Raw genomic sequence first — 24,334 nt, 5'->3', positions numbered from 1 at the left:
TTATGCTCAGAAAAAATCAGTAAACGCTTGAGTTCAGACGCTTACTGATTGATATTAGGTGTTAAAACAGCTCTACAGTGACCTGCATACTACCCAAGATATTCGACTCATAACCAACAACGCCACATACCAGAGTGCCGATATAATCCGGATCTTTCTTGTCTTCTGACTCCCCGCTTCCCTTGGTATTGGCGGAAACGTCTTCATTTTGGGCGACAATCGTGATTTCTGGTGTTTTTGCGCCGGTTGCGGACTGGTCAATTAGCTTCAGTGATTGAATATTGAAAAAGTGATTGCTTGTCATAAACCCATGTAATGCATACTTAGCAATCACCGTATTTTGACCAAAAAAGTCTGCCCCTTCAGAAGCAGAGACTGTCACATGTGCCCGAATAATAGCTGGGTTATTTTTCAATAAGATGTGGGATAACCGCAATGTTGTCAGTGTTGTACTCACATCCCCCACAAAACCTTTTGTAAAAGAGTTGCGTCCATTTTGGATGGTGAAATCAGGCAAGAACTGCTCGGCGTTAAAGTAAGGCACATGCTGAATATTGATCACCCCCATGTTATCGGAGCGTGCGAGCTGTTTGATTGGAATTCGACCCTCCCCTTTGTTTGAAATGGCCACATGAAGTCGATCAATCGACATTCCCTCGGAGGGAGTGCTACCACTGCTATCATCGATTACAATCAGTGCTTCGCTAGCGCCTAAATTCGACCCCACCTGCTCTATATTGATATCCAGATCAATATTTTCAAACGTCCCACTCGCATCTGCCGCTCTATAAATCCGGACAGGCCCGTTAAGTTGATTAATATTTGCTTTGATAACAACGTTATTCAGCTTTGCCGCTACACCTGCATTATGACCTCCAGACAACATAATGTTACCACTAGATGGCAGGCCCATTTGCGCATGGGCCACAATATTAATGGTGTCTACGCCATACAAAAACGCCAGCCTTCTCACTTTATTGACAGAGTAAGCACCTGAAAATCTATCTCCGCTATAACCCAGATTTACGCCATAATACACATTACCTCCGGTACAACTGCCAATGAAAGAAATGTCACTGGCTCTGGCACCTTCCGGGTTTGACGAATAACAGGTAAGTAATGACTGACCCGAAATGACATGGAATGGACCAATATTATAATTCTCGGTATGCTTATTTACATTTCTGATAAAAAGCGGAATAACTCCCCTGGATGAGCCATCAGCTTCATAGGATATATCCTCAAATACATAGTTCATGAAGCTACCTGAGCAATCTAAAAACTCAAATAAAGCCGTCGAATTCGATTCGGAGTTATATTGCATCCGACACTTTAAACCCGCTCCCTGCCAGTCAATATGTACGTTCTTTTTGATAAAAATATGGCTTACATTTAAGCCAAGTTCACCAAACCAGTAACAAGCATTTGGCTTACCATATATCCTTGCGCCCTCTGGCAGGGCCTCTAAAGCCGCAATAATAGCTAATGTATCATCTGTTGGATTAGCATTGACTTCACCATTTTCCAGATAGAAATCCCCAACGGCACCAAAGTCTTCAAAGTACCACACCCCTGAGTTACTTTCCGTTGCAGGAAGCGATTCTGCCCCCAACGCAGAACTTGCCAACAACCCAGTCCCAACACATGCCAAAAAGCTCCCCGTCAAAAAGCCGCGTCTGCTTTTTTGGTTATTACATTGATTGATTTCGTTATCCAGTTCATTCATTTTTATTGTTCCAGTCCGTTAAAGTAGGCTTTTGTTAAAAGTAAGTGGATCATTTCCAAGCCACTCAGAAAGTTAACCCTGAGGGGAAGCTGGCAAACTCTGCAAATTGCGCCCCCTGAAAATGGGTCAATTATTTTTTATAAACAACATCTTTGCAAAACCAATAGTAAGCCCTTGGTATAAGTATCATTTTAGTCAGTGCCAAAAAAGAGGAAAGTTATTCCAGATACTCGCCAGATTGGGAACAGATTGTCACAAAATAGGGGTCTCTCGACTTTTTATATACTGGCAAACGTCGCAAACCTTGAAAAAGTCACAGTTTCCCGACATGATAACTGGCCTGGATAATTACCTAAAAAAGAGCCATGACAACCTCTACTTCCTTTATGTCGAAACTGACGTCGCTCGTCGAAGCGCAGTGGTTTCAGAACTTCCTGGTCGCCGTCATTCTATTTAATGCGATCACTCTGGGGCTGGAAACCACACAGTTCGGTAAAGACAATGCAGCCATTTTGCATAAAATTGATTTTGTGATCCTGCTGATATTTACCATTGAACTGATACTCAAGCTGGTGGTTTATCGCCTTAAATTCTTCAAGTCGGGCTGGAATTGGTTTGACCTAATTATTGTGGCTGTTTCCTGGGTTCCTTCCAGTGGGCCGCTCTCCGTACTACGTGCGTTTCGGATCCTGCGGGTGTTGCGACTGTTCTCCATTGTGCCGCAGATGCGCCGGGTTATTGGGGCACTGGGCCACTCTCTGCCGGGTATGGCTTCGGTCATTGGCGTACTGGGTATTGTGTTCTACGTCTCCGCGGTTCTGACAACTAAACTATTTGGTCAGCATCCGGATCCCAATATGCAAGAGTGGTTTGGTAGTATCGGTGCTTCTGCCTATACCCTGTTCCAGGTGATGACATTAGAAAGCTGGTCTATGGGTATTGTGCGCCCAACCATGGAGCTGTTCCCGCAATCCTGGCTGTTCTTCGTACCTTTTATCATTATTACCAGCTTCGCAGTACTGAACCTCTTTATTGGTATCATAGTCGATGCCATGCAGGTGATGCATGAAGAAGAAGGCAAACCCGATCAGGTCATGGCCACACGTGAAGATATCGCGCGCGTTGAAGCCAAACTAGATGCGCTGCTAAAACAACAAAAAGACTAGCCTTGCCAGAAGCTTGCCGCTTACCCCTAAGCGGCAAGTCCTTGCCCCCACAGCCCTTTACACAGCGGCTGTGCTGTTACTCTCCCCAACTCATAACCCGCAACATGTACCCTCTCGGTATGTTTTTGAGTCTGGTACGTAGCTTGCTTATATAAGCTCAGTAGATAGGCCCACGAATACAGGAATATTCGTTGCCGATTAATCCATTGACCAAAGGAGCTGAACATGCAAGTGACATCGACCCCTTATCACACGCACAACACCTATCAGAAAACCTCAAAAAACACGCAAGAAACGGGCTTTACAGAAGCGTCTGAGTCACAAACAAATCAAATAGACGTGCCCCAAACTGGCTTTGACTTAACGGGTAAGGTTAACCTGATATACCTCTTAAAACCCGAAGACATTAGCGAGTTTAAGGGTGAGATGCCTGACCTCAACAATTTTTTCAGCGGCTTTAAGAATCAGGACGATCTGGCGCAGCAATATCACCAAAAAGGTCAGCAACAAGACATTGAGCGCATCGTATTTATTGATGGCAAAGCCGTTGTGTCCGAAGGCTATGACGGCACAGTGTACGGCCATGGTCCGGTGGCTGAGATATTCAAAGAAATGCGCAACGACCCACAAAAACGACAGCAACGCATTGCAGAACAATTTCCTGATGCCCACATTGAGGTCTACCCCAAAGGTGAAGGCCCAACCAATGCCGAAGTGTTTGAATTACGCTACGGCGAGTCCTATCAGGACTATGTAGACGAACAGGTACAAAATTACAGCGATCAGTATCTGACCAACCAGATTGCTGCCGAAGAAAACTACCGCAGAAAACTGATGTTTGAACAAACGCCGCAAACCAGTGTGTTCAGCGTTGATGGTCAGGTTGTAGCAAGCAGAGATGACAAAGGCTTTGTCGACGTTGGCCTGCCCCTGCTAGACGCAGCAGATGCGCGAGGCATAGAAAGAGAAGCGCTTAAAGAGCTGTTCAGGTATTCTCCTGAGCGTTCACCTGAAGACTATAAAGCGCTATTAAGTCAGGTGTTTGGTGACGGTGTTGAGTTGACAAGTTACAGCACCGCAGACGCGCCAAAACGAGAGGAAGTAAGAGAAATGGCACAAGCAAATGCCTCAGCATATCAGGCTGTGTGAAACAGGCAGCAAAGCTGCCACACAAGTCAATCAACAGTAGAACCAAACAAGTAACTTACCTGGGCTTTGACAGCAGAAATTGAGCAACAGCTTCATAAGCAGGTAATGATGTAGGATCTATTGCCGCGTTAGCGGCAACCGGGTGAGAAGACAGTCGAACCAATACCATATCTGCTGTCGGGTCAATATAGATTGTCTGGCCGTGCACCCCTCTTGCAGCAAACGCGCCATGCTTATTATGGAAGTGCCACCACATACTTTTGTAGCTGCCAGCGGGAAGTGTACCGAACCCTGCTTTAGCAAATGCTTGTTGACTGCCCCCAGCTCTGATACTGGCTACCGCAGCGCTGGGGATAACCTGAACACCGTCGACCTTGCCGTCTTTAAGCATCACCAGACCAAGTCGGCCCAGGTCACGCAGTGTTGCGCTGAGTCCACCGCCGGCAAAAGGAGTACCCAAACCATCTACCGTGATATCAGCACTGTATTCCATACCCAGTTTCGACCAGATCAACTCACTCGCCAGTACATTGAACTTTTTGCCCGATGCTCGTGATATTAACCAGCCTAAGACATCACTGTTCACCGTTTTATAGCCAAATTGCAGACCGTGACGCCCGGCTTTTTTAACCGTCTGTAAGTATTCAAAATAACCGACTGGGCCGGTGTAACTGTCCGGCTTTGGCAACGGGTTCGCCGCATAGCTGTATTTCCAGATATCCGCATTGGGGTCAGCATACTGCTCGCTGTATTGCAAAGATGTGGTCATATCCATGACTTGTCTGACTGTCGCATCTGCAAATGCTGACTGTTTCAGTTCAGGGATCAAACTACCCACAAGTGCCGTTTCATCCAGCTTACCCTGCGCAATCAGAATTTCGGCCAGCAGACCAGTCAGTGACTTTGTCATAGACATTGCGGCATGGTTGGCGCTTTCACTTAAACACCCCCGATATTTTTCATACACCACCCGCCCCTTATGAATGATCAAAACACCATCGGTATAGTTCTCTGCAAGGCTTTGCTGCCAACTCATAGGTGTCTCTGAATTGGTCGGGTTAAAAACAATCTCGTCAATGCCTTCTCGCAAATCATAGGGTAAAGGGCGTGCATAATAGGGGTTGCGATTTACACTGGCCGTTGGCAGCAGTTCGCGCATATTGCACACAGACCAGCGTAAATTTGGAAAGCTGAAAAAAACGGCATCTGGCAAGGTGACCCTTTTATCTGGTGGCGGCGGGAACCCCTGCATTAATCCAAGCCGCTTAGGGTCAGATTGAGCATCCGTCATAACTGACTGCTGTGCGCTACTTGCTCTTACCGTTAGCGAGCTGGCCATACAAACTACGAGAAAAGAAAAGAACAGAAGACTATTACTTAGGGGACAAAATTCACGGGCCAAAAGCGCCCTGGTACGTTTTGTTTCGCTTAAACTCGTCATTTACAGAGCTCCTTGACTATATGATGTACAGTTGAACCAGTATAGCCTTTGCTACGTAGGGGAAGTGTATATAGTTCATTTTTCACTCAAAAGGATTGCATGATGCGGCGTTTACCTGCGATTACACTTTCATTTTGTATATCAATGCACAACCCAGTACTTGCCACACCTCTGGATGGGCAAACCACTGTAAAAACGACATTTGAGGCAGGGCTAAACCTGGTTGCTGAAGATAACCTGTTCTGGAAATTACCGAGCACATTTGCCCCCGACATAGCCTACTCTACAAACACAACGTACTTAGAGGAATATATCAAGCCAGGGGTAAACCTCCAATTTAAGCGCCCTCTGTATACTATCTATGGACGAGGGTCCGTCGTGCTATCCCATTCCACCGGTACCGATCCCTATAATGAAGGCAATACGGGCAGAGCCACGCTTGAAGAAGGCTATGTTGGCATTAAAACCAATCAGAACAATGCCTGGAACTATGACCTATCTGTTGGGGCCCGTACACTCAAGTTTGGCTCAGGTATGTTGATTTCAAACGGCGGTACAAGCGGATTTGAAAGAGGCGCACTAAAACTGGGGCCAAGAAAAGCCTGGGAACGTTCGATTATTGCACGCCTGTCCAGAGCGGAGTTTAACGTCACAGGATATTACATCGACCCCAATGAGCTGGATTCCAATAACACAGACACGCGCCTCTACGGCTTTGATATAAATGCACCGCTCTTTTCAAACAAAGGAAGGTGGGGAATGACCTTTGGTCACGTTATTCGTTCCCGCTCACCTTACCCAAAAGCCGCGCTCGGGGGCACAGATGCACCGACCATTATTGAAAATGGCCGTGACGGACTCAACTTTGTAAATCACTACGGACATGCCACTTTATACGCACATAAGGGAGCGGTTTACTTTTCACAGTGGGATGGGGCATATCAATGGAATAACAACATTGACCTCAGAGCGTGGGGAGGCAGAATTAGACTAGGCAGTACTTACCATCAATTTGCCTGGCAACCTACTTTACTCTATTCATGGCAAACTTTTTCAGGTGACAACCCAAACACCAAGAGACTCGAACGGTTTGATCCACTGTACTTTGAAGGCTCGCCTTCAGCTTGGTCTACCGGGTCAAAGTCATCCATGGTTTTTATCAACACCAACGTATACTCTCATCAGCTGAGCTTGTCTCTGTTACCCCATCAGCAGCATCAGGTTAAATTCAGACTCGCCAGGATAAACGTCAATGAGCTGAAAAGCCCGATTCAGTTTGGCCAGGCGTCCAGGCTGGATTTTTCAGATGGGATTTCCACCGTGATATCTGGCGTGACCCAGCGTCACCTGGCCGATGATATGTTTATTGAGTACACCTATATAGCCTCGCATTCGACTTATGTTACGCTCGGTATCTCAAAGTCCATCGCAGGTGATGCCATAACGTCCACCACAGATAGCTATCTGCCTCACTGGATTGGTGGCTTTGCAAATATTGTGATGTTCTGGTGACTAAAGGACTATGTGACTAATCAGCAAGGTACACAAATTATGTAGACCTCTGTTTGATAAAGCGATGTCACCCGCTCTATGCTTCTGCTCCTATGACTCCTTAACTATGCAGTAGCTGCATTGCAATATCAGCCGGGCTTACTTCTCACTTTCTTTACCAATAGAGTGTTAGGTATAATTCGGGGTTATCGCCATACAGGCTTTAAATTTGGAAACCTCATGAAAAAGCTCTCTAAAGTTCAGCAAAAACAACAGGCACTGGTGCTCACGGTGGCCGACGCAATCGAAGAACAAGCGCGTGCAGAAATCCCAGGCATGGTGCAATGCTGGTTTGATGTGGAATACCATCTCTTTCCTGGCTCCCTGCTTCTGTGTTTTCAATTTGAAGATCAAGCCACTCTGGATGCAGCCAAGCCTGACTTACTCAAATGGCAAAAACGCCTGAGCGCCGCGATGCTGAAAAAAGGGGTGATACTGAAAGACATGCGTAAACATCTCACTTTTACACTGGAAGGCCCTGAAGATTAGATATGAAAGGCGCAGTTCACTTTTTATAGCTGACCACCCGGGGTGCTCTTTTGAAAGGTGAACGAGACATTCAGCAGCTCAGCAATGGCTTAAGTATAACCGCCAAGCGTCACGGGATGCGTCAAAAAGGCAAGCCAGGCTTGCCTTTAAATATCACTTAACAAATTGTTGAATTACAACAACCAGTTTGATTGGTTGGGTTGTAAGTTCTGCAAAACGGCGTTTCTGTCAGGCAGTCAAACGTACAGCGATAAGTTTTAAAACCACCACCAGCAACAGCTGGTGTTGCCTGAGTTGGCAATTTTTGGCTGTCTGCACTTAGCATTTTAATGTTTTTCTTACTTAAACTTAGCTTCATCTTCATTTTTTAATTTCCTTTTGTTAAATAAAAACCCAGAATACAAACAAATTATTGCAGTTTCAATACACAATGCAATACATTAAAAAATGACCTAAACTTGCTAGACAGTGGATTTTGGATTCTGTTGATGCGTGTTCCAATCATCTTGTTTTGCGCACTAAGCGCATTTTTGAATATTGCGCATACCAAACCACTGCTGATTAACAGCCCTGACTGGCGCCCCTACTTCACCTATGATGACACTGCCACAGGCTATGCCAAAGAGCTCCTCAAGTATCTGCTTGAAGACAATGGCTACAGCTACCGTTTTGTCCCCTTACCCATCAAACGCGGCAACCAATATATTAAAACGGGTAAGTTGGATGTCTCGGTACTCTCTTACCGGCCTGAACGGGCCCAGTTTGTCAGCTATGCTGACTTTCCTCTGTTTACTGTCTCGTTGAGATTTATCTCCAGGCCTGAACACGCCAAAATCCGGCATGTAGACGACATTTCGCCGCTCAGATTTGAGTTTGTGCGGGGCGTGTCATACACCCAGGAGATCAGAGAAAAAGCCAATGTACTTGAAAGAGATGTGTACACCTCAGTAACACTGGAACATGCCCTGAAAAAAATCATGGCTAATAGAAGTGATATTACCGTAGCCTCAACCCACACGCTGATCTCAGAACTCAAAGCGCTGGGCTATCCGAAAACACTCACAATAGGTGCGTATGTGGTTCAGGAAAAAGCGTATTATATTACTGTTTCCAAACGTTCAGAAACCATCACCGACCCCAGTGTCTTTTTCAGCAAAATGCAGAGCTCACTCAACAAAGCCAGACAAACAGGTGTGATTGACCAGCTATCCGCTGAGTATCAGCTTATGCTGGACGATGTAACCCCCTGAACCGAGCACCTTTGCCTTTAGCTGAGCCCGAACCAACTGCACGCCACACGGTGCATCAAGCGGCGGCTCCATCTAGCTGGTTACCACATGCTGACTGACACAAAAATACCTGCATGGTACAATCGGCCGTCAATTTTTTTGGCAGCCCCGCTGCCGTCTGTTAGAAGTTTTGGTAGCCCGGCTGCCAGTTATGTTGAGAGTGAAAGAGTATGAGTGAGTCGTTTGCCGCGATTGGATTAGTTAATCCGAAATCGCCGACTAACGTCGGTGGCGTATTAAGAGCTGCGGGTTGCTATCAAGCACAAGCCGTTTATTTTAATGGTAATCGCTATGCAAAGGCTGCCAAGTACCATACTGACACAAAAAACATCGCCGATAATATCCCCATTCAACAGGTTGATGATCTCACCAGCTTAAAAGTACCAGGCCGCTCGCTCGTGTGTATTGAGCTGGTGGAAGGTGCGACACCGTTACCACAATTTACGCATCCCGATAATGCTATTTACGTTTTTGGTCCTGAAGATGGCAGCCTGCCGCAAGACATTGTGGATGCTGCCGATGCCGTGGTGTATGTACCAACAACCGGTTGCATGAACCTGGCTGCGACGGTCAACGTGCTGCTGTATGACCGCATGGCGAAACGCGCCACCGGGTTTGATGCTGGCCAAATCCTGACCAGCCGGGATACCAATAATCGTTTGGTGGTTGGATAAGCGTACGGGTGGAAAATACTGGCAAATACCAGACTGGTTACCCCGGCTTTAGCCACTAAAATGGATAATCAGGCCGCGCGTTCTGCTGACAGCGTTTAGCTTTGAACACGCATTACCCAAGACAAGCCCTCACCCCTCGCCAGTTCGCTGAATATAGCGTAAAATGGACTATTACATGTCTGTATTTATCCACTCGTCATTGACGCCAAATGAATACACTTTATCTACTCAGGCAAGCTTTTTGCTGATTGAGTATCTCTTGCTTGAAGGCAATTATGAAAAAAACATTTGAACTAACTCACCCGAAAATCAAACTTGCACGACGCGTTGACGCCGTCAAACATGAGCTTAAAAAATACCTTAAGCGTGAACGCAACAAAACGTTACCAGCAGGTGCCGACTACTGGGACTTTGACTGTCAATTTGGTAACACAGAAGCAGAAGCCGAGCCAGTACACGTATCACAGCTTAATAAGCTGATCGACAAAACTCAGGAAGAAAACCTCACCTCTTTCTATGTGGAAATCCTGGCAAAGCCAGCCGTCAGACAAGCGCGTAATGTGTCTGGCGATGAGTCAGAAGAGTATTAAGCAAAGCTTTTGGTTCGCTTAAGCTGATTAACTATCTGCCATACTGAACTTGGTTTGGCGTAGCTGTTCAGGCATAAATTTAGCTGCGACAGTTCCAAACTAGGTTTGTGCTACGGATAGAGTTTCTATATCCGTAGCTAGTATTAGCTTTGCACAGCACGCTCCCTGCTTCCCTTTCATCACCTGAATTACCTAAACTAACTCCCGTTAGCTGATGTTAAGCTCGACATTGCCGCGTCAATGACTTTTTGAATCACTTTTTGAATCGTCGCCTCGGCACAAATTTCCAATGGAACAAGCTCAGCCTCCAGGACTTTACGTGCTCTTTTAAATTCCTTATGTGCATCAAGTGCAGTTATCTCGCTATTCATATAGGCTTGTTCGACATGTTGAATTGATGCCTTTAGATCATCCAAAGCCTTTTTCAATGGTTCCAACAATTGCGGGGCTTCATCACTAACTGCAGTTAATGTCGCGTCTAACATGTGCTGGTATAACTCATTTTTATTCATAAGGTTATCCTTTAATTCTTATTTAACTTGTTCGTCGCCTGTAACCCCTTCACTCAGCGATAGCTACTAATAAAAGCCTCAGTCAAGCGAAAGAAAAAGCGATTAGAAAAGCAGGGGTTGATCCAAGCTTGGTATATTTGTCTTGCTTCCCTAGCCTATTCAAAGCCAAAGAAATGAACCATTACACAAGAATTACAGCCGCAGTGTTTCTAACTAATGCTCAGTACAGCAGGTATATTTAATCAACCCTGACGCTCTGTACTTAAAATTAAGTAAATCATGCATGAGAGACGTTAGCAAAACAGGTACTTCCCATGAAACCAGTACAAAAGCGATAAAAATGAACGGGCTGTTACAAAAAAGAGGTGGGCTCAGCCATAGAGCACTGAGAAGCACACAAATTGACTTGTGTACCTCACCCTTTGAAAGGCATTCCGCCTCTTATCTGTATTCCTTGGTAATGCTTTCTAAATTTGTCGTCAATGCATTACCGTGACTTAGTACCATTCAAAGAGTTGCTTGTGATTACCGCCATTCAAAACGTCATGACAATGCTTTGAGCGATACGCCTTATTATAAAAAATGACATTACGGATCCCCTGGGCAATGCAACCTGTCTCATATCCCGTTTTATTATAATTACTAAATACCATCACGGCTTGATTGCGATGCAGCAATCTTGAAAAGCTCGTCACCCAGGAATAAGGGTAATTACCAGAGTAACTTACAAAATTTTCTGCTCTTTTAGCAGCGCACTTTCCATTTCTTCATCACTGATCTCATTGTTCAAATGCGCTTGTGCAAGAGCGTAAATTGATTCCCTTCGAGCTTCTAATGCCTTTTCCAATGGCGTCATAAGTGACTTTGCTTCCTCACCAACTACTTTACATGTTGTTTCTAACATGTGTTTATATAGTTCACTTGTATTCATCTGATTATCCGTTAATTACGCTTTATTTTTTCACAGCCCAGCCTAATCAGAATCAAAAGTGCGGGCTATTACACACGGATTACCGATACAACCTTGCCCCGGTTCCAGAACACCTTTGCAGCCAGTTTATTCAATTCTTCCAGCTCCTCAGCGCTTAAAATGGCCATGTAAAAAGGTCGATACTCAACCCAAACGATGAGGTACTGTACTATGAACCATAAACTAACACTGGCGTTTCAACAGGAAATGGCTGCGGCTAAAGAGCTGTATGACAATGCTCAATACAGTAAGAGCTTTTATCACTTAGAAAGAGCACACATATTAGGACAATCCTTTATTATTCCTCACACGCAGTCGCACTGGTGGATGCTCAAATTAGGCTTCAAAAGATACAGCGTCAGGGAAGTACTTGGGCAAATAGCCCGGATCTTTGCTTCTGTTATCTTCTCCAGAATTTGGGTGCCAAAAGGAAATACTGGCGGAACCAATGTGAGCCCCATCAAACCCATGCCAATTCCAGCCGATCTGGCTGAATACTTAAAATAGTTCCACGTGGGCACCTAACGCGCTCAGTGCAAAATGCAGCGTCGATAAAAGCACCATACGATTTAGTTTGGGAAGGCGAAGGACTGGCCAAGCGAATATGATGCTGTGTCAGGCAAGAGGCCAGCCATTTGCCTAAAAACTACGATACAATTGATGTGTAATGCAGGGACATTGCCAGCCCCTCCAGCACGCAAGAAGCGCAAAAAAAACCCGGAGACGATTGGTGTGATAACCTCCAATGTATGGATAGACACAGGCCTTGTGCTCATTTACGGCTCACAGTTAGATGCCAACTATCACCAGCATGTTGCTATACAGCTAGTATGGCCATGTTGTGACTCATCCTCTGAATTAAATGGAGAGACGATCCAGGGCCTGGTCGTGATCGCGTCTAAACACAGTCATTGCCTTAAAATGTCCAAAGGATGGATCTTATTAGTGGAGCCACACAGCCTGTTAGGAGAACAGTTAGAAGCAAAGTTACAAGGTCAGTCTATGGTTTCCTTTGAACTTAACGCTGACGACAAGGCGCATCCCCCTATTGACAAAGAAAGCGCTTTTCAGCTTGTTGCGCCAATACTCCGAGTGATGTCAATTGAACAAACTTTACTGAACTGTAATCAGAGCTCTGTCGCTGATGAACGTATCCAGAGGTTACTTGAAAACCTGGATGCCTGTTTTGTGGCCGACTGTATTAAGCCAGAACGCTGGCGTGCAGCTAGCGTTGCACAAACTCTTAACCTGTCAGAAAGTCGATTTCTGCACATCTTCAAAGATCAGGTTGGTATTGCGTGGCGCCCTTTTCTGTTGTGGCGAAGATTGATTTGTGCACTACAAGCACTCGTAACAGGTAAGTCCGCAACAGACGCAGCCTACATGGCAGGGTTTTCTGACAGCGCGCATCTTAGTCGTACTTTTCGATCTACATTTGGCATGAGTATCACGCAAGCTAAAAACCTGGTTAAGTAACCCGGCACGTTTATGCCCCTTTACGTCGGCAGTTCAGATTATGAAGTACTCTCTTGCTTGAGGGGGTATGCTTCCTTCAACTTTACGCCATTATTTGGAGAATACGTTTTCAGCCAACCACTTCGCATCAACTAAAGCCAGATGCTGATACCGTCAGTGCATTGTATTTATTCCCAGCAGAACCACAGAAAATTGACACTTATCGTGTCCTCCTCCACAGATGCCATCTGACAGTGGTTTTTTATCCTCTATTTTCAAGGCGTAGAAAAGCGACATCAGCATACTGCAAAGCCTGGTTCAAAAAATGCATAAATGGATCAAAGTCAAACCAGAGAATGTCACCAACATGAATAAAAGCACCAATACGGTTTATGTGTTAAGCGGATATGCGAAATGTTCAACCTCTCATACAGGGAAGTACAAACTCGGCAATAAACACTCCATTGGCCTCTTAACAACCGATGAAAACTATCAGGACAATATGCATCAGCTTAAGACCTTTATTAAGGACTTAGGGTGGGAATCCATTATGTTTTGTATGGTGGAAGAAGTTGAAGACATTAACAGCTTATCGAACGACGTTTTGATATCCAGTTTTCAGCGTGCCCAGAAAAACGGTCAATCGTTAGTGGTTAATGATCTCCCTATTACCGTACATTGAGGTAAACACTGCTGGTTGCGAGTTAGAAAGAGACTAGCACGCAGCGTCTCAAAGAGTCGCCTTGCTCAGGAGTTTGCCAAAACAAACTCCTGTGATGCTAAGTACTGAGATAAATGTCTGCATACCGTCCTGGTGGTTTTACGCCTGACGCATTGTGAACGCAATATTCTTGGCACACCATTTAAAAATGAAGTAACTTCACTGGCGACATTTCCCAGTGCGGCGGCAACAGCCTCGAGCTCGGCCCGTTTCATCGTTTCACGAAAATTCATATCCGTTGATGCCTTTGAAACTATGAAACCTTCTGTTGTGACTCAATGAAACGGGTGCTGTATTAAAACATATACAGACACTTCGGTTGTATAGCAGGAGATTCACAGACATTGTCTGAAATGTGGCTCCGAGGGCAGGGCTCGAACCTACGTCCACCCGGAAAACGAGCCGGGCGCTCTACCACTGAGCTACCTCGGAGACAATCAGATTAGTCTTTTACAGGTTTTCCTGAAAAAACACCAGCCTTCTTTAATACTTTTGCCAGACTTGGGTTTGAGACTGTAACACCATGAACAAGCTCCGGCGTTAATCTATACTTGGCGACTTTCATCTCAGGTGGTGGTGCCGTCCAGCCTTTATGCACCGGATCAACGCCATAGCGACGACACACACGCTCCACGAAGTGCCTGCTACACTCAGCCTCTCCAGACAGGACCTCCCAGGGCAACGGCACTTCATTCCAGATTTTGGTATCCACTTCAAGTGTCCCTTCTTCATGATGGTGCCATGCAACAACATCCGCGGCCATTAATCTCAGTACTTTTCCAGGGCATAAAACATCAACAATATCTTGCATACCCAAATCAAAAAGAAACCTGAACCAGGCATCGCGCACTTTATTCCATGCACCTGCGGTGTTGTTCCATGTCGTTGAGTCATTTCCGCGTTTTACGATCATTGTCTTTCTGGAAATGTCAGAATTGCCCCAAAGCTCCTTCAAAAATTCCGCTAATTCACACAGCACTGAATACCAGGTACCCAGCATCTTTCCTTTCTGTTCATCGGTTAACTTACCAAGCACAAATGGCGCGGGATAAACATGGCTTATTGCCCACCAATTTGTAGAGTTGGATCGCATACAATCCTGAAATAGCTGATCTGCTATTTCATCGTAAGGCCTTTGTTGTTTATCGGTTGTATATTCACTTCTTAAATTGCATCTGGCCACGTAGTAAGCAATAAACGCAGCCGTCAAAGCGTCATCGAAAAAGTGGTGTTCATCAATTGTAAAGGCCAGCCCAGATTTGCTTATCAGCGTAAACTCTCTTTTTTTATGCTCCCTGGCAAGGCGGGCTCTTTTCGCTTGAAGCCTGCGCAAATATCTGAATTTTTTATTGTACTGTCGTTTAGATATATCCAGATTTGCCGCTTTTCTTTCAAGCTTGTTTAGCCTGTCATGTTTAAAGTCTAACTTGGATGGCGCTCCCCCTAATATAGGGCAAGCTTGTTCAATCAGTGTATCTGCATGCTGCGGAAGCGCTCCATTATCAGTGTCAAACACCACGGACGGAAATAGCTCTTTGCCTTTGCTCAATTGCTTTTCACATCCTATGGGATTGAAAAACTCATCGGACATTGACGAGTAACCAAATTGATTATTTGACAATGCGCCCTCAGCGGCCAATTTAAGCTTACTCATCGTTTCTTGCGTTAATTGCAGCTCGGGCAATTCTAGTATCACCTGCGCTATATCTTCAGGCCTCTTCCGGCTATTGAGCGATGTAAAGAGCGTTCTAAATTGCTTGCTATACATAATCTTACCTACATTGTTCACGACATACGACTTCAGGAATTATTTAATTATTAAGCTTCTTTTTAAGGGCCATTTCACTCATCCATTAAACGAACCAGGCAACACTTTTATCCTAAGAATAGTAAATTGATCATACATCATATGCCATCAAAAAGCGGTGACGAGGGAATACAAGAACAGTCAGTATCATTGGCAATGTTTGGGCAAGGCGGCTTCAAATGACAGCGGGCGCTACACGCTCACCATTGCAAGAGCACCAAATAACTCGTAGCTAAAAGAGCGGCCCATAGATGAGCCCCAAGAGAAAAAGCTAACCGCATCCAGTTAGCAGAATTGCACAGAAACAGGCTCAGCAAACAGCCCGTTCCTGTTACTCACCGTCCATCTCATATTGCTTAAGTATCGACAACATATTCTCTGGTATTGGCGATTTTTGCCCTGTTTTCATATTAAACATCACCACATTCGCATACCCCGTTGTACATACTGCCTGCTGTGACTCACTAAACGCTTCATAACGCATGGTGAAACGATCTTCTTTGATGTCGGTAATATACGAACCAATATAGAGGGTATCCGGAAAAGTAACTGGTCGTTTGTATTGGGCATACGTATCGCGCAGTACAGGACTGTGGGTAGGTTCTGATAAGATAGAAAGCAGTCCAGTTTGCTTTAAAAAATCGATCCGTGCGGTTTCAAAATAACGAAAGTACGATACGTTGTTCACATGCCCTAGCGCATCCATTTCACCCCATACAACGTTAATTTTGGTCTTAATTTCAAACTTCTCGAAAAATTCCTGCATGATGTTGCCTGTCATTATGATAATTGACTCTGAGAGTATCAACTCATCGTACCAGCAACAAGCACTATGGGATACATCTAACGACTAACAGATCAGAGTGACAGTGTCAGAGCTTCTCCACTGGATTTAAGCTCTGACTGCAACAGAGTTGAAAGCTCATACTACCAGGGGCCTGTAAAACTCATCATGCATAACTGTTTTATGCTCACTTTATGATCCACATATTATCTACGACCGGTACATCTTGTGTTCCTCCCCAAAAAGAGGTAGTACGGCAGCCTGAACCATGGAAACCAACTTTTTTGCCGGATGCAAACGCTGCTAATGCGCTGGAAACCATTATATCTTTCCCAGGAAGATCGTGAGGAATATACACTCTGAATGTCGACGTACACTTGTCCAGATTGTCTACAGCACCCGATATATACAGGCTGACAGCACCATTTTCATGAGTAAAAAACCTGGTAATTTCAACACCATTAGAGTTTAAATGAGTGATATATTTACCAAATGCACTGGTACTGACCAGCATACAGGTAAAAAGTACGAGTATTTTCTTTTTCATATTTCCTTAATCCAGCTGAACAATGTATTCCGACGCATAAGACTGAACGCCGCTGCCGAAGCCCGAAGGCTATATTTGCAAGTGTAAACTTACTGGCAGCAAACATCGCTCGGTATTATGCATCTTGTTATTTTTATTAAATAAAACGGAACTGTATCACGACATGAGTAGGCAGGTACATTTAATCCTATTACACTGGGCTGCTGTAGCTCTTGCTAAGTTACTTATGACGACACCAGGCATTCAACATTTTTGAAACCCAGAAGATTTGTAGGGACGCCTGATTTGGAAAAGGAAGTGAACACAGTCAGCTGACCAATCTCACGAATTATTGGCATACATAAATGCACTGGCGCTGTCGCACCAGTTCACATTAGCCCCGCAACTAAATCCATTACAATGAAACTAATTACGCCGGGTCGCTTCACAACAGTTCGATTGGTTATCGCTGATTTACTTCAAACACAACTCAAAACCTGACAGGGTCGGAAGCTATTTTAGTTTTAGCTATGTGGAGACCATACTATTTGAACGGACACAGCCCCACACTGCATTGCAGGAATCACCATACTCCTGGTACGGCGATACTAATGATCTTAGGGTGCCTTCCCAGGCACCCACTATAATTGAGCGTCACAGTTTGTTGGCCAGCATATGCAGTTAATACAGTGGAATACAACACATTGAAGTTAGGCGATTTATTATCCAAAACTAAATAGCTACCATCAGCACAGTTGTCGGGGTTTTCTTTTGTTTCTACATTAATGAAAGCTTCTCCATCAGCGTATACGTAATAACCCGTTATTTTTGTCTTTGCTCCCCACTTGAAAGCCATTGCATTACTCGAAGTTAAAAGTAACAGCACAACTAACACTTTAAACATCATATTTCCTCCCAACTCAACTAGCTGTGCTTTACACTAGCGTTAAATGAGTGAGTTGCCCTAAACGTCTCTGCTTCTGGCAGACACTTCTCTGCGACATCATTATTTGAAGTAAGAACTACCCAACGCCAGTAAGGGCCCTCAAACCTTTGAGCGCCCCTCAGGGTGCATAGTCAAAACAAGCTCACCTCACCTTTATTGGTTGACAGTCGCTCAACCAAAGATTGCAAATCAACCGATGCTTTGTTTACTGCAACAGAGACCTCATCGCTTTGTGCCATTTTCTCCAGCGTTTCAGAAATCACCAGCATTTGCGCGACGTCTTCAACAATACTTTGTGAAATGTCTTGTTGGCGCACGGCATTGTCATCCACAGAATGGGTCACCGTGATCAGGCTATCAAATGACGTTGAGGTTTGGCTCAGTACACTGCTCACTTGAGCAACCGATTGTGCGGTTTGCGTTGTTTTGGACAGGCCGGATTGTATCGCGCTCACCGCTTGTTGAGAGCTTTGCAAAGTGCCGTCGATAATATCTTTTATTTCGAGTGTTGAATTTTGAGTGCGTGTAGCAAGGCTTCTGACCTCGTCGGCTACCACCGCGAAACCTCGCCCTTGTTCACCCGCTCTGGCGGCTTCTATTGCCGCATTCAGTGCCAGTAAGTTGGTCTGCTCTGCTATATTTTGAATAACTTGCAACACGTTAACAATTTCAGAAGAGCGGCTCTCTAACTGCTCAATATTACCCGCAATTGCTTGCATCTCTCCAACCAGCTCACCCATCCCTTTGTCTGCTAAGTCCAGAGAAGCGGCGCATTGCGCTGTCGCTTCGCTGGTTGATTTGAAGGAATCAAACGCCTGTTTTGAGTCCATTTTATTTTGCTCGGCAATAGTAGATAAACGTGCTGTGGCTTGATTTAAACTATCGACGATTTTGCTTTGCGAAACTGAGCTGTTACCAATTTCGTCGGAGATTTCCGATAGTTGAGCAAATGCGGTACTCACTTCATGGTTAACTAAATTAATAAGCCCGACACTGTCAGATAGCTTTTCCTGCATGTATCGCGCACTCTTGACCAGCTCTCCTATCTCATCATTTGATTTATGCGAAATATTTTTTGTGTAATCCCCTTCCGCAATCGCTTTTAATACTTCGTTGAGATCGCCAATTGGCCTGACAATTACTTTTTGAATGTATAATAAAACAAAAGCAACCCCAACAACCGCAGTCAACATACTGATCAAACTCACTGTATAGCTAGTACGAGATGAAAACGTCTGCAAATTTGCAAAGTCTGCATCCACACCCTCATCTATCTTTTGAACAAGATCCACCAGTGATTCACTGAGGGATCTGTCTATACCTTTAACATGTTGATCAGCCGTTTCTATGTTTAAGCCGGAAGACAGAAAAATATCATAGCCTGCTTTGTATTTTTGTGTGGCATCACCATAGTCTTTTAATATTTTGGCGATCAGTGTTTTAAGCGTTGTCGAATGCTGTTCTGATTGTGCGATGCTTTCGAGCACACCTTTTACTTCATTTTCTGAGTTTAAAAAACGCTGCCAATATTTATTTCGCTCTGCAACTGATTTAGAACGTATCAGCACATTTTTCCACTCCTGAACCTGAGTTTTAAACAGCGACAACGCCAAGCGCCCTTGATTGGCCGCATGTATATTTTTATCTTTGAGCTCAACAAATTGAGATTCAAGCGTATGCAAAGTAAATAACATTGCAAGCACCACAATAGCAAACATAGCTAACATTGCGGACATTGGACCTAACAGCTTCACCTTTAAGGAGCTTTTCATAGCCTACCCCACACTACACCGATCTTCAGTTACTAAGGATAGAACAATTTTCAAACTCTTTATTTCGCTGCCAAAAAATAGCCTTGTCTTGGCGGGCTGTGAATCTGAAATGCCAATGCGAAACTCTTCGAAATTACTTCCAGGATTGCGATGTCTTTCATGTATTGAATTCTGGGCAGCAGATTCCGTGCGCCAGTTTAGGATGGGTGTCGCCCTAAAGCAGCCCTAAAGCAGCACTAAAGCAGCACTAAAGCAAACAAGATTAATGGATAGTGCGCTAACTTTACTGATGGATGCTCCTTTTAACTGTAAATATCACTTTCAGTTTGGCGCATTGACGCCGATTTAGGAGCGTCCATCTAAATCACCCATCCAAAGTTGCGACTTTCCTCTACAAAAGGGGACAAATATCGGTGGGAGATATCGGTGGGTGTCTCCCAAAATATAACCAATAAAATCAAAGGCCCCCATCCAAAGTTGAACCCACTCTCCACAAAAGGGGACAAATTTTCAATACTTCATTCTATTTGGCGGCTAATGACACACGTTTGTCGTAGCGCTGTCATACTCTTGTTAGCTATAAAAATTAGGTCTGTGAGGTATTTATGATGCAAGAAGCGGTTAAATCGATGGTGTCTCCAACCAAGCTCAAATCAATGCGTGTTGAAAATGGTTGGTCTCAGGAAAAACTAGCGTCCATAACAGGTTTGAGTCTGAGGACCATTCAACGCATTGAAAAAGAAGGTAAATGTTCAGTTGAGTCAAAGCTAGCTATCGCGGCCGCCCTAAACATGACGCCATCCGAATTATTACATGATTATCCTGAGAAAGTGGGTGATGGCACACTTAACTACGGTGGGATAGTTGGGTTGTTAAGTATTTTGGGGTTGTTCAGTTTACTTGTCGCATGGGAATGGAAGAACCCTGAGATTTTCATCAATCCGATGAATGCATTATTCATCGGTTTGACGGTTTTTGGTTTATCTATGATGAGCAGTGGCTTTCAAGCAACAGTGAATGCACTTGGCACGGTTGTTTGGATATTCAAACAGCCACAAGATCAACTGCTGGCTCAGGCGCATTTGCCAGTACTACGACGTGTACTGGTTTATTGCTATACCGCCGGTGTGATTTGGACATTGACCGAAGTAGTCGAGGCTGGCTTTTACGGAAGCCAAACTTCCAACAATTCAATGTCGCTGAATGACATATTGTTCTCGATGCAAAGCTTGCTGTATGCGGTGATGCTCGCAGAATTTTTAATACGACCGTTGATAAACAGAATAACGTGGTTACTTAGTCGACAAGATTAAATGTGGCCGCCGACTGGTTATCAACCTAATTAACAAGGAGAACAACATTGAAAATTGATAACCAGGGGTATGGGCAACTAGCGAAAGTGTTTCACTGGGCAAGTGCTTTTTTTATTATTCCAGCAATGGCTATTGGCATCTGGTGGATATGGGTTGATCTTGATACCGACTCTGGATGGGAACAGTTCGAGCAACTCATTGGGTGGCACGCCAACTTTGGCCTAACAGTCATAATATTAATGCTTCCACGACTTGTTTGGCGAGCATTAAATAGTGCCACAGCAAGCTCTGAAAATACAGCGCACCTCAAAAAAGTTGCTTTTGCAGCGCATTTCTCTTTGTATGCACTGGCGCTTATCACACCTATCAGCGGGTGGCTTGGTTCAGCTTTAGATGGGGTGGCATTCAGCTATTTTTCTATCGTAACTATTCCACCTGTTTTTGGTACGCACCAAGACCTTGCCGCCGTGATGACATCCGTCCACATCTACTCAAGCTATGCACTGATTTTTCTCTTCGCATTGCATTTTACGGCGGTTTTATATCACCAATTCTGGTTGAAAGACCGCATCCTTCGAAGAATGACCTAGAAAATCAAATAGAAAGTCAAAGACACCCATCCAAAGTTGCCACTTTCCTCCACAAAAGGGGACAGATATCGGTGGGTGTCTCCCAAAACTTGTTACAATTTATATTAGCTTATTTTTTATAAACAATTGTGTAGATTTTACAAAAATGAGTCGTTGAACCAACCCATTTTGCAGAAGGTTCTTCATGCCCAAATACGATTACCTTTGTGTTTGCATGATATGCTGCCAAAGCCATACTTGATGCAACATCGTACGCAGGACTGTTTTTGCTAATCCAATAGCCTTTGCACTTCGGAGCTGGCGTATCAATTGTAAAAATAAAATCTCCACCTCCATAGTCTGGATATACTTGCATTAGATTAATGTAAGAAAGCGAGCTTTCCTCTAATGCAAGAGTGCTAAAGGGATACCATGCTAAAATAATAAGAATTAATTTTTTCACTGAAACCTCGCCTGACAAATGTAAAGTTAATAATTTAGTCTCGCCCAAAATGTTGGAATGTAAACCGACAAAACAGGGCGTAATAATGCTATCATAAATTAACCAAAACACCATCTACGCACTCAGTTTCGCTCTGCAACTGATTAAGAACGTATCAGCACATTTTTCCACTCCTGAACCTGATTTTTAAACAGCGACAACGCCAAGCGCCCTTGATTGGCCGCATGTATATTTTTACCTTTGAGCTCAACAAGTTGAGATTCAAGCGTATGCGAAGTAAATAACATTGCAAGTACAACAATAACAAACATAGCTAACATTGAAAAAACCACTTAAAGCCTTAATATTTAATGATTTTTATTATTCCACCCCACATTACACCGTTCTTCAGTTGCTAATGAGAGAACAATTTTCAAATGCTTTATTCCCCTGCTAAAAAATATCTTTGTCTTGGCAGGCAGTGAATCTGAACTGCCAATGCGAAGCTGTTCGAATTTACTTCCAGGAATGCGATGTCTTTTATGTATTGAATTCTGGGCAACAGGTTCAGTGTACCAGTTTAGGGTGGGTGTCGCCCTAAATACGCGCCACGATCTAAGGCGCGTAGTTGGCTTGCCCTGTTTACACTTATTAGGTCATTTTAGGTTTCATTCTTGCCTATTAGCCCAACTCTAAGATCATTTGCTTCATATATTACTCGACCGTCGTGTATGACAAAACCGTCAGCGACACCCAATGGCATTGGCCGAGTAAATATCCGCTTTATGTTTAGCTTATATTGAATTGAACCTGCATCAGGATATATTTGTCCAGTAAACTTTACCTTGCCTACCCCAAGTGCCCTACCTCTTCCCTCTAGGCCAGACCATCCTAGAAATACACCCAATAGCTGCCACAAGGCATCCAACCCCAAACACCCAGGCATTACGGGGTCTCCCTCGAAGTGGCACGCAAAAAACCAATGTTCTGGAAGTATGTTCAGGTCCGCCTCTAGCTCCCCTCGATTGTATTTTCCCCCTTCGTTTGAAATATGACTGATCTGATCAATCATGAGCATCAAAGAACTTGGGAGTTGGGCATTTCCTTTACCAAAAAACTTTCCCTTCGACATTTCTACAACTTGTTGATTTGAAAACTGCATTCATCTCTCCTAACGGTTAAAAGATACAGTTTCACTGAGTTCCCAACCTAGTTATTGTAAAAATCGGACATAAATCGGCCCATAAATTTTGAAGGTGGATATTTAAAGTGCTTTTTGAATGATTTAATAAAATGCGCTTGATCGTAATACCCAAACTCTAATGAACCTTTTTGTTCATCTATTGCTTGCCGATACAACTGTTTACATACATTTTGTGCCCGGACAATGCTAGAGAAAGTCTTGGTATTAAGACCTGTATGCTGTAAGAAGTGACGATTTAAGCTTCTGCTACTCCAACCGACACGCTCAGCAATGCTTTCTACTCTATCGTTACCCGAAGATTGGTATATTAAAGACAGGGCATTATCAAATCTAAGGTTTAGATGCTTAGAGTGATTTTTCAACAACCAAGTGTCGCACATCTTAGCCCTCTCTGAAAAATACTTACGACTATAGATTTGTTCATGGAGGTAGGCGAAGTACCTTGACTCAAGATATTTAATATCTACGATTTGCTCCGAAATCTCAGACAAATTTACTTTAAAAAAATGCCTCAACCCCGCAGGGTAAAACCAAATACCGAAGTATTCTCCCGGCAGGAACAACTGAATATCTTTGGATTCTGTTTGTGTGCCACTTATCAATGACCCTCGCGATGACATATATATGGCTTGCGTTCCATCGGGTATAACCGAATACGGGGTCGGGCATTTGCATTTTATCTGTAAGTACGCATGCACAATTCCTTTTAAGGCATTACATGGCTCAAGATATTCCAGTTTCAGTCCAAATTTCCTAAGACCTTCCTTAGTAAGTGTTGGTTGAAATGGGCTGTATATATTATTCATATGTAAGAACCCGAGATCTCGTTAAGCCTAACGCCTGACATAAAGTGCGCCACAATAAACTAACCAGACTCCACAAGCCTAGAGCCGGTATCAGGAGCAACTGATTACATTATCGAAAAGAATTGGAACCTGCTTAGGCGCAATAAGATACTCTAATTCTGGCATATTTCTCCTTTACGCCTAACAATTCATTCTATCCCAACATGTCGGAACATAAACCGACATTATGGCCTGCATTACATAACTTCTTGGTCCTGTAGAACAAGCACAAAGTAAACAAAATATTGCAACTTTTAAAGTCACAGCTATGTGAAATTTGGACAAATTTGGGTGTAATAATGTTATTGGATAACAGCCCAGGCACTGTCTATAGTCCAGTATCTCTTCTGTTAAATAGAATGCTCATGAAACCACCTTTTCTACCCATGCTTC

26 protein-coding genes and 1 tRNA gene are annotated in these 24,334 nt (G+C 44.0%); 12 read left to right on the top strand and 15 right to left on the bottom strand.

Translation table 11 applies throughout. From position 1 onward, the window contains the following. Nucleotides 1-61 precede the first annotated feature (61 nt). A complete protein-coding gene (locus tag QNM19_RS16410; protein ID WP_049865731.1) occupies nt 62-1,726 on the bottom strand; it encodes a hypothetical protein in 1,665 nt (554 codons plus the stop codon). Between the two features lie 365 nt (nt 1,727-2,091). On the opposite strand from QNM19_RS16410, the gene QNM19_RS16405 reads away from it, so the two are divergent. Both QNM19_RS16405 and QNM19_RS16400 read left to right on the top strand, forming a co-directional pair. Beyond that, nucleotides 2,092-2,892, top strand: a complete 801-nt coding sequence (locus QNM19_RS16405) for an ion transporter (protein WP_049865732.1) — start codon at nt 2,092-2,094, stop codon at nt 2,890-2,892. A 225-nt stretch (nt 2,893-3,117) separates the two neighbouring features. Then, complete coding sequence (locus QNM19_RS16400; protein ID WP_284026939.1) at nt 3,118-4,041, top strand: hypothetical protein; 924 nt, start codon at nt 3,118-3,120, stop codon at nt 4,039-4,041. Nucleotides 4,042-4,096: 55 nt separating this feature from the next. On the opposite strand, the gene QNM19_RS16395 is transcribed toward QNM19_RS16400, so the two are convergent. After that, nucleotides 4,097-5,380: a serine hydrolase domain-containing protein gene (locus QNM19_RS16395; RefSeq protein ID WP_284026938.1), complete on the bottom strand. Its 1,284-nt coding sequence runs from the start codon at nt 5,378-5,380 to the stop codon at nt 4,097-4,099. Nucleotides 5,381-5,626: 246 nt separating this feature from the next. Between QNM19_RS16395 and QNM19_RS16390 the strand changes: the two genes are divergently transcribed. Together QNM19_RS16390 and QNM19_RS16385 are read left to right on the top strand one after the other, a co-directional pair. After that, nucleotides 5,627-6,994 carry an alginate export family protein gene (locus QNM19_RS16390; protein WP_156202245.1) on the top strand — a complete coding sequence of 456 codons (1,368 nt, stop codon included), beginning with the start codon at nt 5,627-5,629 and terminating at the stop codon, nt 6,992-6,994. Nucleotides 6,995-7,213: 219 nt separating this feature from the next. After that, complete coding sequence (locus QNM19_RS16385; RefSeq protein WP_010385201.1) at nt 7,214-7,522, top strand: hypothetical protein; 309 nt, start codon at nt 7,214-7,216, stop codon at nt 7,520-7,522. Nucleotides 7,523-7,679: 157 nt separating this feature from the next. On the opposite strand, the gene QNM19_RS16380 is transcribed toward QNM19_RS16385, so the two are convergent. Further along, nucleotides 7,680-7,886, bottom strand: coding sequence for a hypothetical protein (locus QNM19_RS16380; RefSeq protein WP_010385202.1), 207 nt, complete (start codon nt 7,884-7,886; stop codon nt 7,680-7,682). Nucleotides 7,887-8,010: 124 nt separating this feature from the next. Between QNM19_RS16380 and QNM19_RS16375 the strand changes: the two genes are divergently transcribed. The 3 genes from QNM19_RS16375 to QNM19_RS16365 all read left to right on the top strand — a co-directional run bounded on the left by QNM19_RS16375 (nt 8,011) and on the right by QNM19_RS16365 (nt 10,075). Further along, nucleotides 8,011-8,772, top strand: a complete 762-nt coding sequence (locus QNM19_RS16375; RefSeq protein WP_049864209.1) for a substrate-binding periplasmic protein — start codon at nt 8,011-8,013, stop codon at nt 8,770-8,772. Between the two features lie 209 nt (nt 8,773-8,981). Further along, nucleotides 8,982-9,485: an RNA methyltransferase gene (locus QNM19_RS16370; protein WP_049864210.1), complete on the top strand. Its 504-nt coding sequence runs from the start codon at nt 8,982-8,984 to the stop codon at nt 9,483-9,485. 275 nt (nt 9,486-9,760) lie between these two features. Further along, nucleotides 9,761-10,075: a DUF6172 family protein gene (locus QNM19_RS16365; protein WP_049864211.1), complete on the top strand. Its 315-nt coding sequence runs from the start codon at nt 9,761-9,763 to the stop codon at nt 10,073-10,075. A gap of 197 nt (nt 10,076-10,272) precedes the next feature. Here the strand turns inward: QNM19_RS16365 and QNM19_RS16360 are convergent, their stop codons facing one another. After that, nucleotides 10,273-10,587: a hypothetical protein gene (locus tag QNM19_RS16360; protein ID WP_049864212.1), complete on the bottom strand. Its 315-nt coding sequence runs from the start codon at nt 10,585-10,587 to the stop codon at nt 10,273-10,275. 724 nt (nt 10,588-11,311) lie between these two features. Further along, a complete protein-coding gene (locus QNM19_RS16355; protein ID WP_049864213.1) occupies nt 11,312-11,518 on the bottom strand; it encodes a hypothetical protein in 207 nt (68 codons plus the stop codon). 210 nt (nt 11,519-11,728) lie between these two features. Between QNM19_RS16355 and QNM19_RS16350 the strand changes: the two genes are divergently transcribed. The 3 genes from QNM19_RS16350 to QNM19_RS16340 all read left to right on the top strand — a co-directional run bounded on the left by QNM19_RS16350 (nt 11,729) and on the right by QNM19_RS16340 (nt 13,694). After that, nucleotides 11,729-12,064: a DUF3703 domain-containing protein gene (locus QNM19_RS16350; protein ID WP_049864214.1), complete on the top strand. Its 336-nt coding sequence runs from the start codon at nt 11,729-11,731 to the stop codon at nt 12,062-12,064. 225 nt (nt 12,065-12,289) lie between these two features. Further along, complete coding sequence (locus QNM19_RS16345; RefSeq protein WP_284026937.1) at nt 12,290-13,033, top strand: helix-turn-helix domain-containing protein; 744 nt, start codon at nt 12,290-12,292, stop codon at nt 13,031-13,033. A gap of 346 nt (nt 13,034-13,379) precedes the next feature. Beyond that, nucleotides 13,380-13,694 (top strand): hypothetical protein, encoded by a 315-nt coding sequence (locus tag QNM19_RS16340; RefSeq protein ID WP_049864232.1) that lies wholly within the window; start codon nt 13,380-13,382, stop codon nt 13,692-13,694. Nucleotides 13,695-14,089: 395 nt separating this feature from the next. Here QNM19_RS16340 and QNM19_RS16335 read toward each other — a convergent pair. The 6 genes from QNM19_RS16335 to QNM19_RS16310 all read right to left on the bottom strand — a co-directional run bounded on the left by QNM19_RS16335 (nt 14,090) and on the right by QNM19_RS16310 (nt 19,568). Beyond that, a tRNA-OTHER gene (locus QNM19_RS16335) sits at nt 14,090-14,165 on the bottom strand. Between the two features lie 10 nt (nt 14,166-14,175). Then, nucleotides 14,176-15,501: a hypothetical protein gene (locus QNM19_RS16330; RefSeq protein WP_049864216.1), complete on the bottom strand. Its 1,326-nt coding sequence runs from the start codon at nt 15,499-15,501 to the stop codon at nt 14,176-14,178. Between the two features lie 370 nt (nt 15,502-15,871). Continuing rightward, the gene (locus QNM19_RS16325) at nt 15,872-16,306 is read right to left on the bottom strand and encodes an acyl-CoA thioesterase (RefSeq protein WP_284026936.1); all 435 of its coding nucleotides are present in this window, start codon (nt 16,304-16,306) and stop codon (nt 15,872-15,874) included. Nucleotides 16,307-16,511: 205 nt separating this feature from the next. Then, complete coding sequence (locus QNM19_RS16320) at nt 16,512-16,871, bottom strand: hypothetical protein (protein WP_010385216.1); 360 nt, start codon at nt 16,869-16,871, stop codon at nt 16,512-16,514. A gap of 562 nt (nt 16,872-17,433) precedes the next feature. Then, a complete protein-coding gene (locus tag QNM19_RS16315) occupies nt 17,434-17,757 on the bottom strand; it encodes a hypothetical protein (RefSeq protein ID WP_156202246.1) in 324 nt (107 codons plus the stop codon). A gap of 170 nt (nt 17,758-17,927) precedes the next feature. Next, nucleotides 17,928-19,568 carry a methyl-accepting chemotaxis protein gene (locus QNM19_RS16310; protein ID WP_082225412.1) on the bottom strand — a complete coding sequence of 547 codons (1,641 nt, stop codon included), beginning with the start codon at nt 19,566-19,568 and terminating at the stop codon, nt 17,928-17,930. A gap of 605 nt (nt 19,569-20,173) precedes the next feature. Here QNM19_RS16310 and QNM19_RS16305 point away from each other — a divergent pair. Then, nucleotides 20,174-20,881 carry a helix-turn-helix domain-containing protein gene (locus QNM19_RS16305; protein WP_082225413.1) on the top strand — a complete coding sequence of 236 codons (708 nt, stop codon included), beginning with the start codon at nt 20,174-20,176 and terminating at the stop codon, nt 20,879-20,881. A 47-nt stretch (nt 20,882-20,928) separates the two neighbouring features. After that, nucleotides 20,929-21,471: a cytochrome b gene (locus QNM19_RS16300; protein ID WP_049864221.1), complete on the top strand. Its 543-nt coding sequence runs from the start codon at nt 20,929-20,931 to the stop codon at nt 21,469-21,471. A gap of 109 nt (nt 21,472-21,580) precedes the next feature. Here the strand turns inward: QNM19_RS16300 and QNM19_RS16295 are convergent, their stop codons facing one another. The 4 genes from QNM19_RS16295 to QNM19_RS16280 form a co-directional block, all read right to left on the bottom strand. After that, the gene (locus tag QNM19_RS16295; RefSeq protein WP_156202247.1) at nt 21,581-21,913 is read right to left on the bottom strand and encodes a hypothetical protein; all 333 of its coding nucleotides are present in this window, start codon (nt 21,911-21,913) and stop codon (nt 21,581-21,583) included. A 143-nt stretch (nt 21,914-22,056) separates the two neighbouring features. Continuing rightward, entirely contained in the window at nt 22,057-22,233 is a 177-nt protein-coding gene (locus tag QNM19_RS16290; protein ID WP_156202248.1) for a hypothetical protein, read from the bottom strand. A 320-nt stretch (nt 22,234-22,553) separates the two neighbouring features. Continuing rightward, a complete protein-coding gene (fabA, locus tag QNM19_RS16285; protein ID WP_049864223.1) occupies nt 22,554-23,054 on the bottom strand; it encodes a bifunctional 3-hydroxydecanoyl-ACP dehydratase/trans-2-decenoyl-ACP isomerase in 501 nt (166 codons plus the stop codon). A 47-nt stretch (nt 23,055-23,101) separates the two neighbouring features. Then, on the bottom strand, nt 23,102-23,902 hold the full coding sequence (locus QNM19_RS16280; RefSeq protein ID WP_049864224.1) for a helix-turn-helix domain-containing protein: 801 nt from the start codon (nt 23,900-23,902) through the stop codon (nt 23,102-23,104). Nucleotides 23,903-24,334 lie beyond the last annotated feature (432 nt).

It is taken from the genome of Pseudoalteromonas ardens (assembly GCF_030125445.1).
Lineage (GTDB): Bacteria > Pseudomonadota > Gammaproteobacteria > Enterobacterales > Alteromonadaceae > Pseudoalteromonas > Pseudoalteromonas ardens.
Note: the sequence above shows the minus strand (reverse complement) of the source record. Positions and strands in the feature narration are given on the sequence as shown.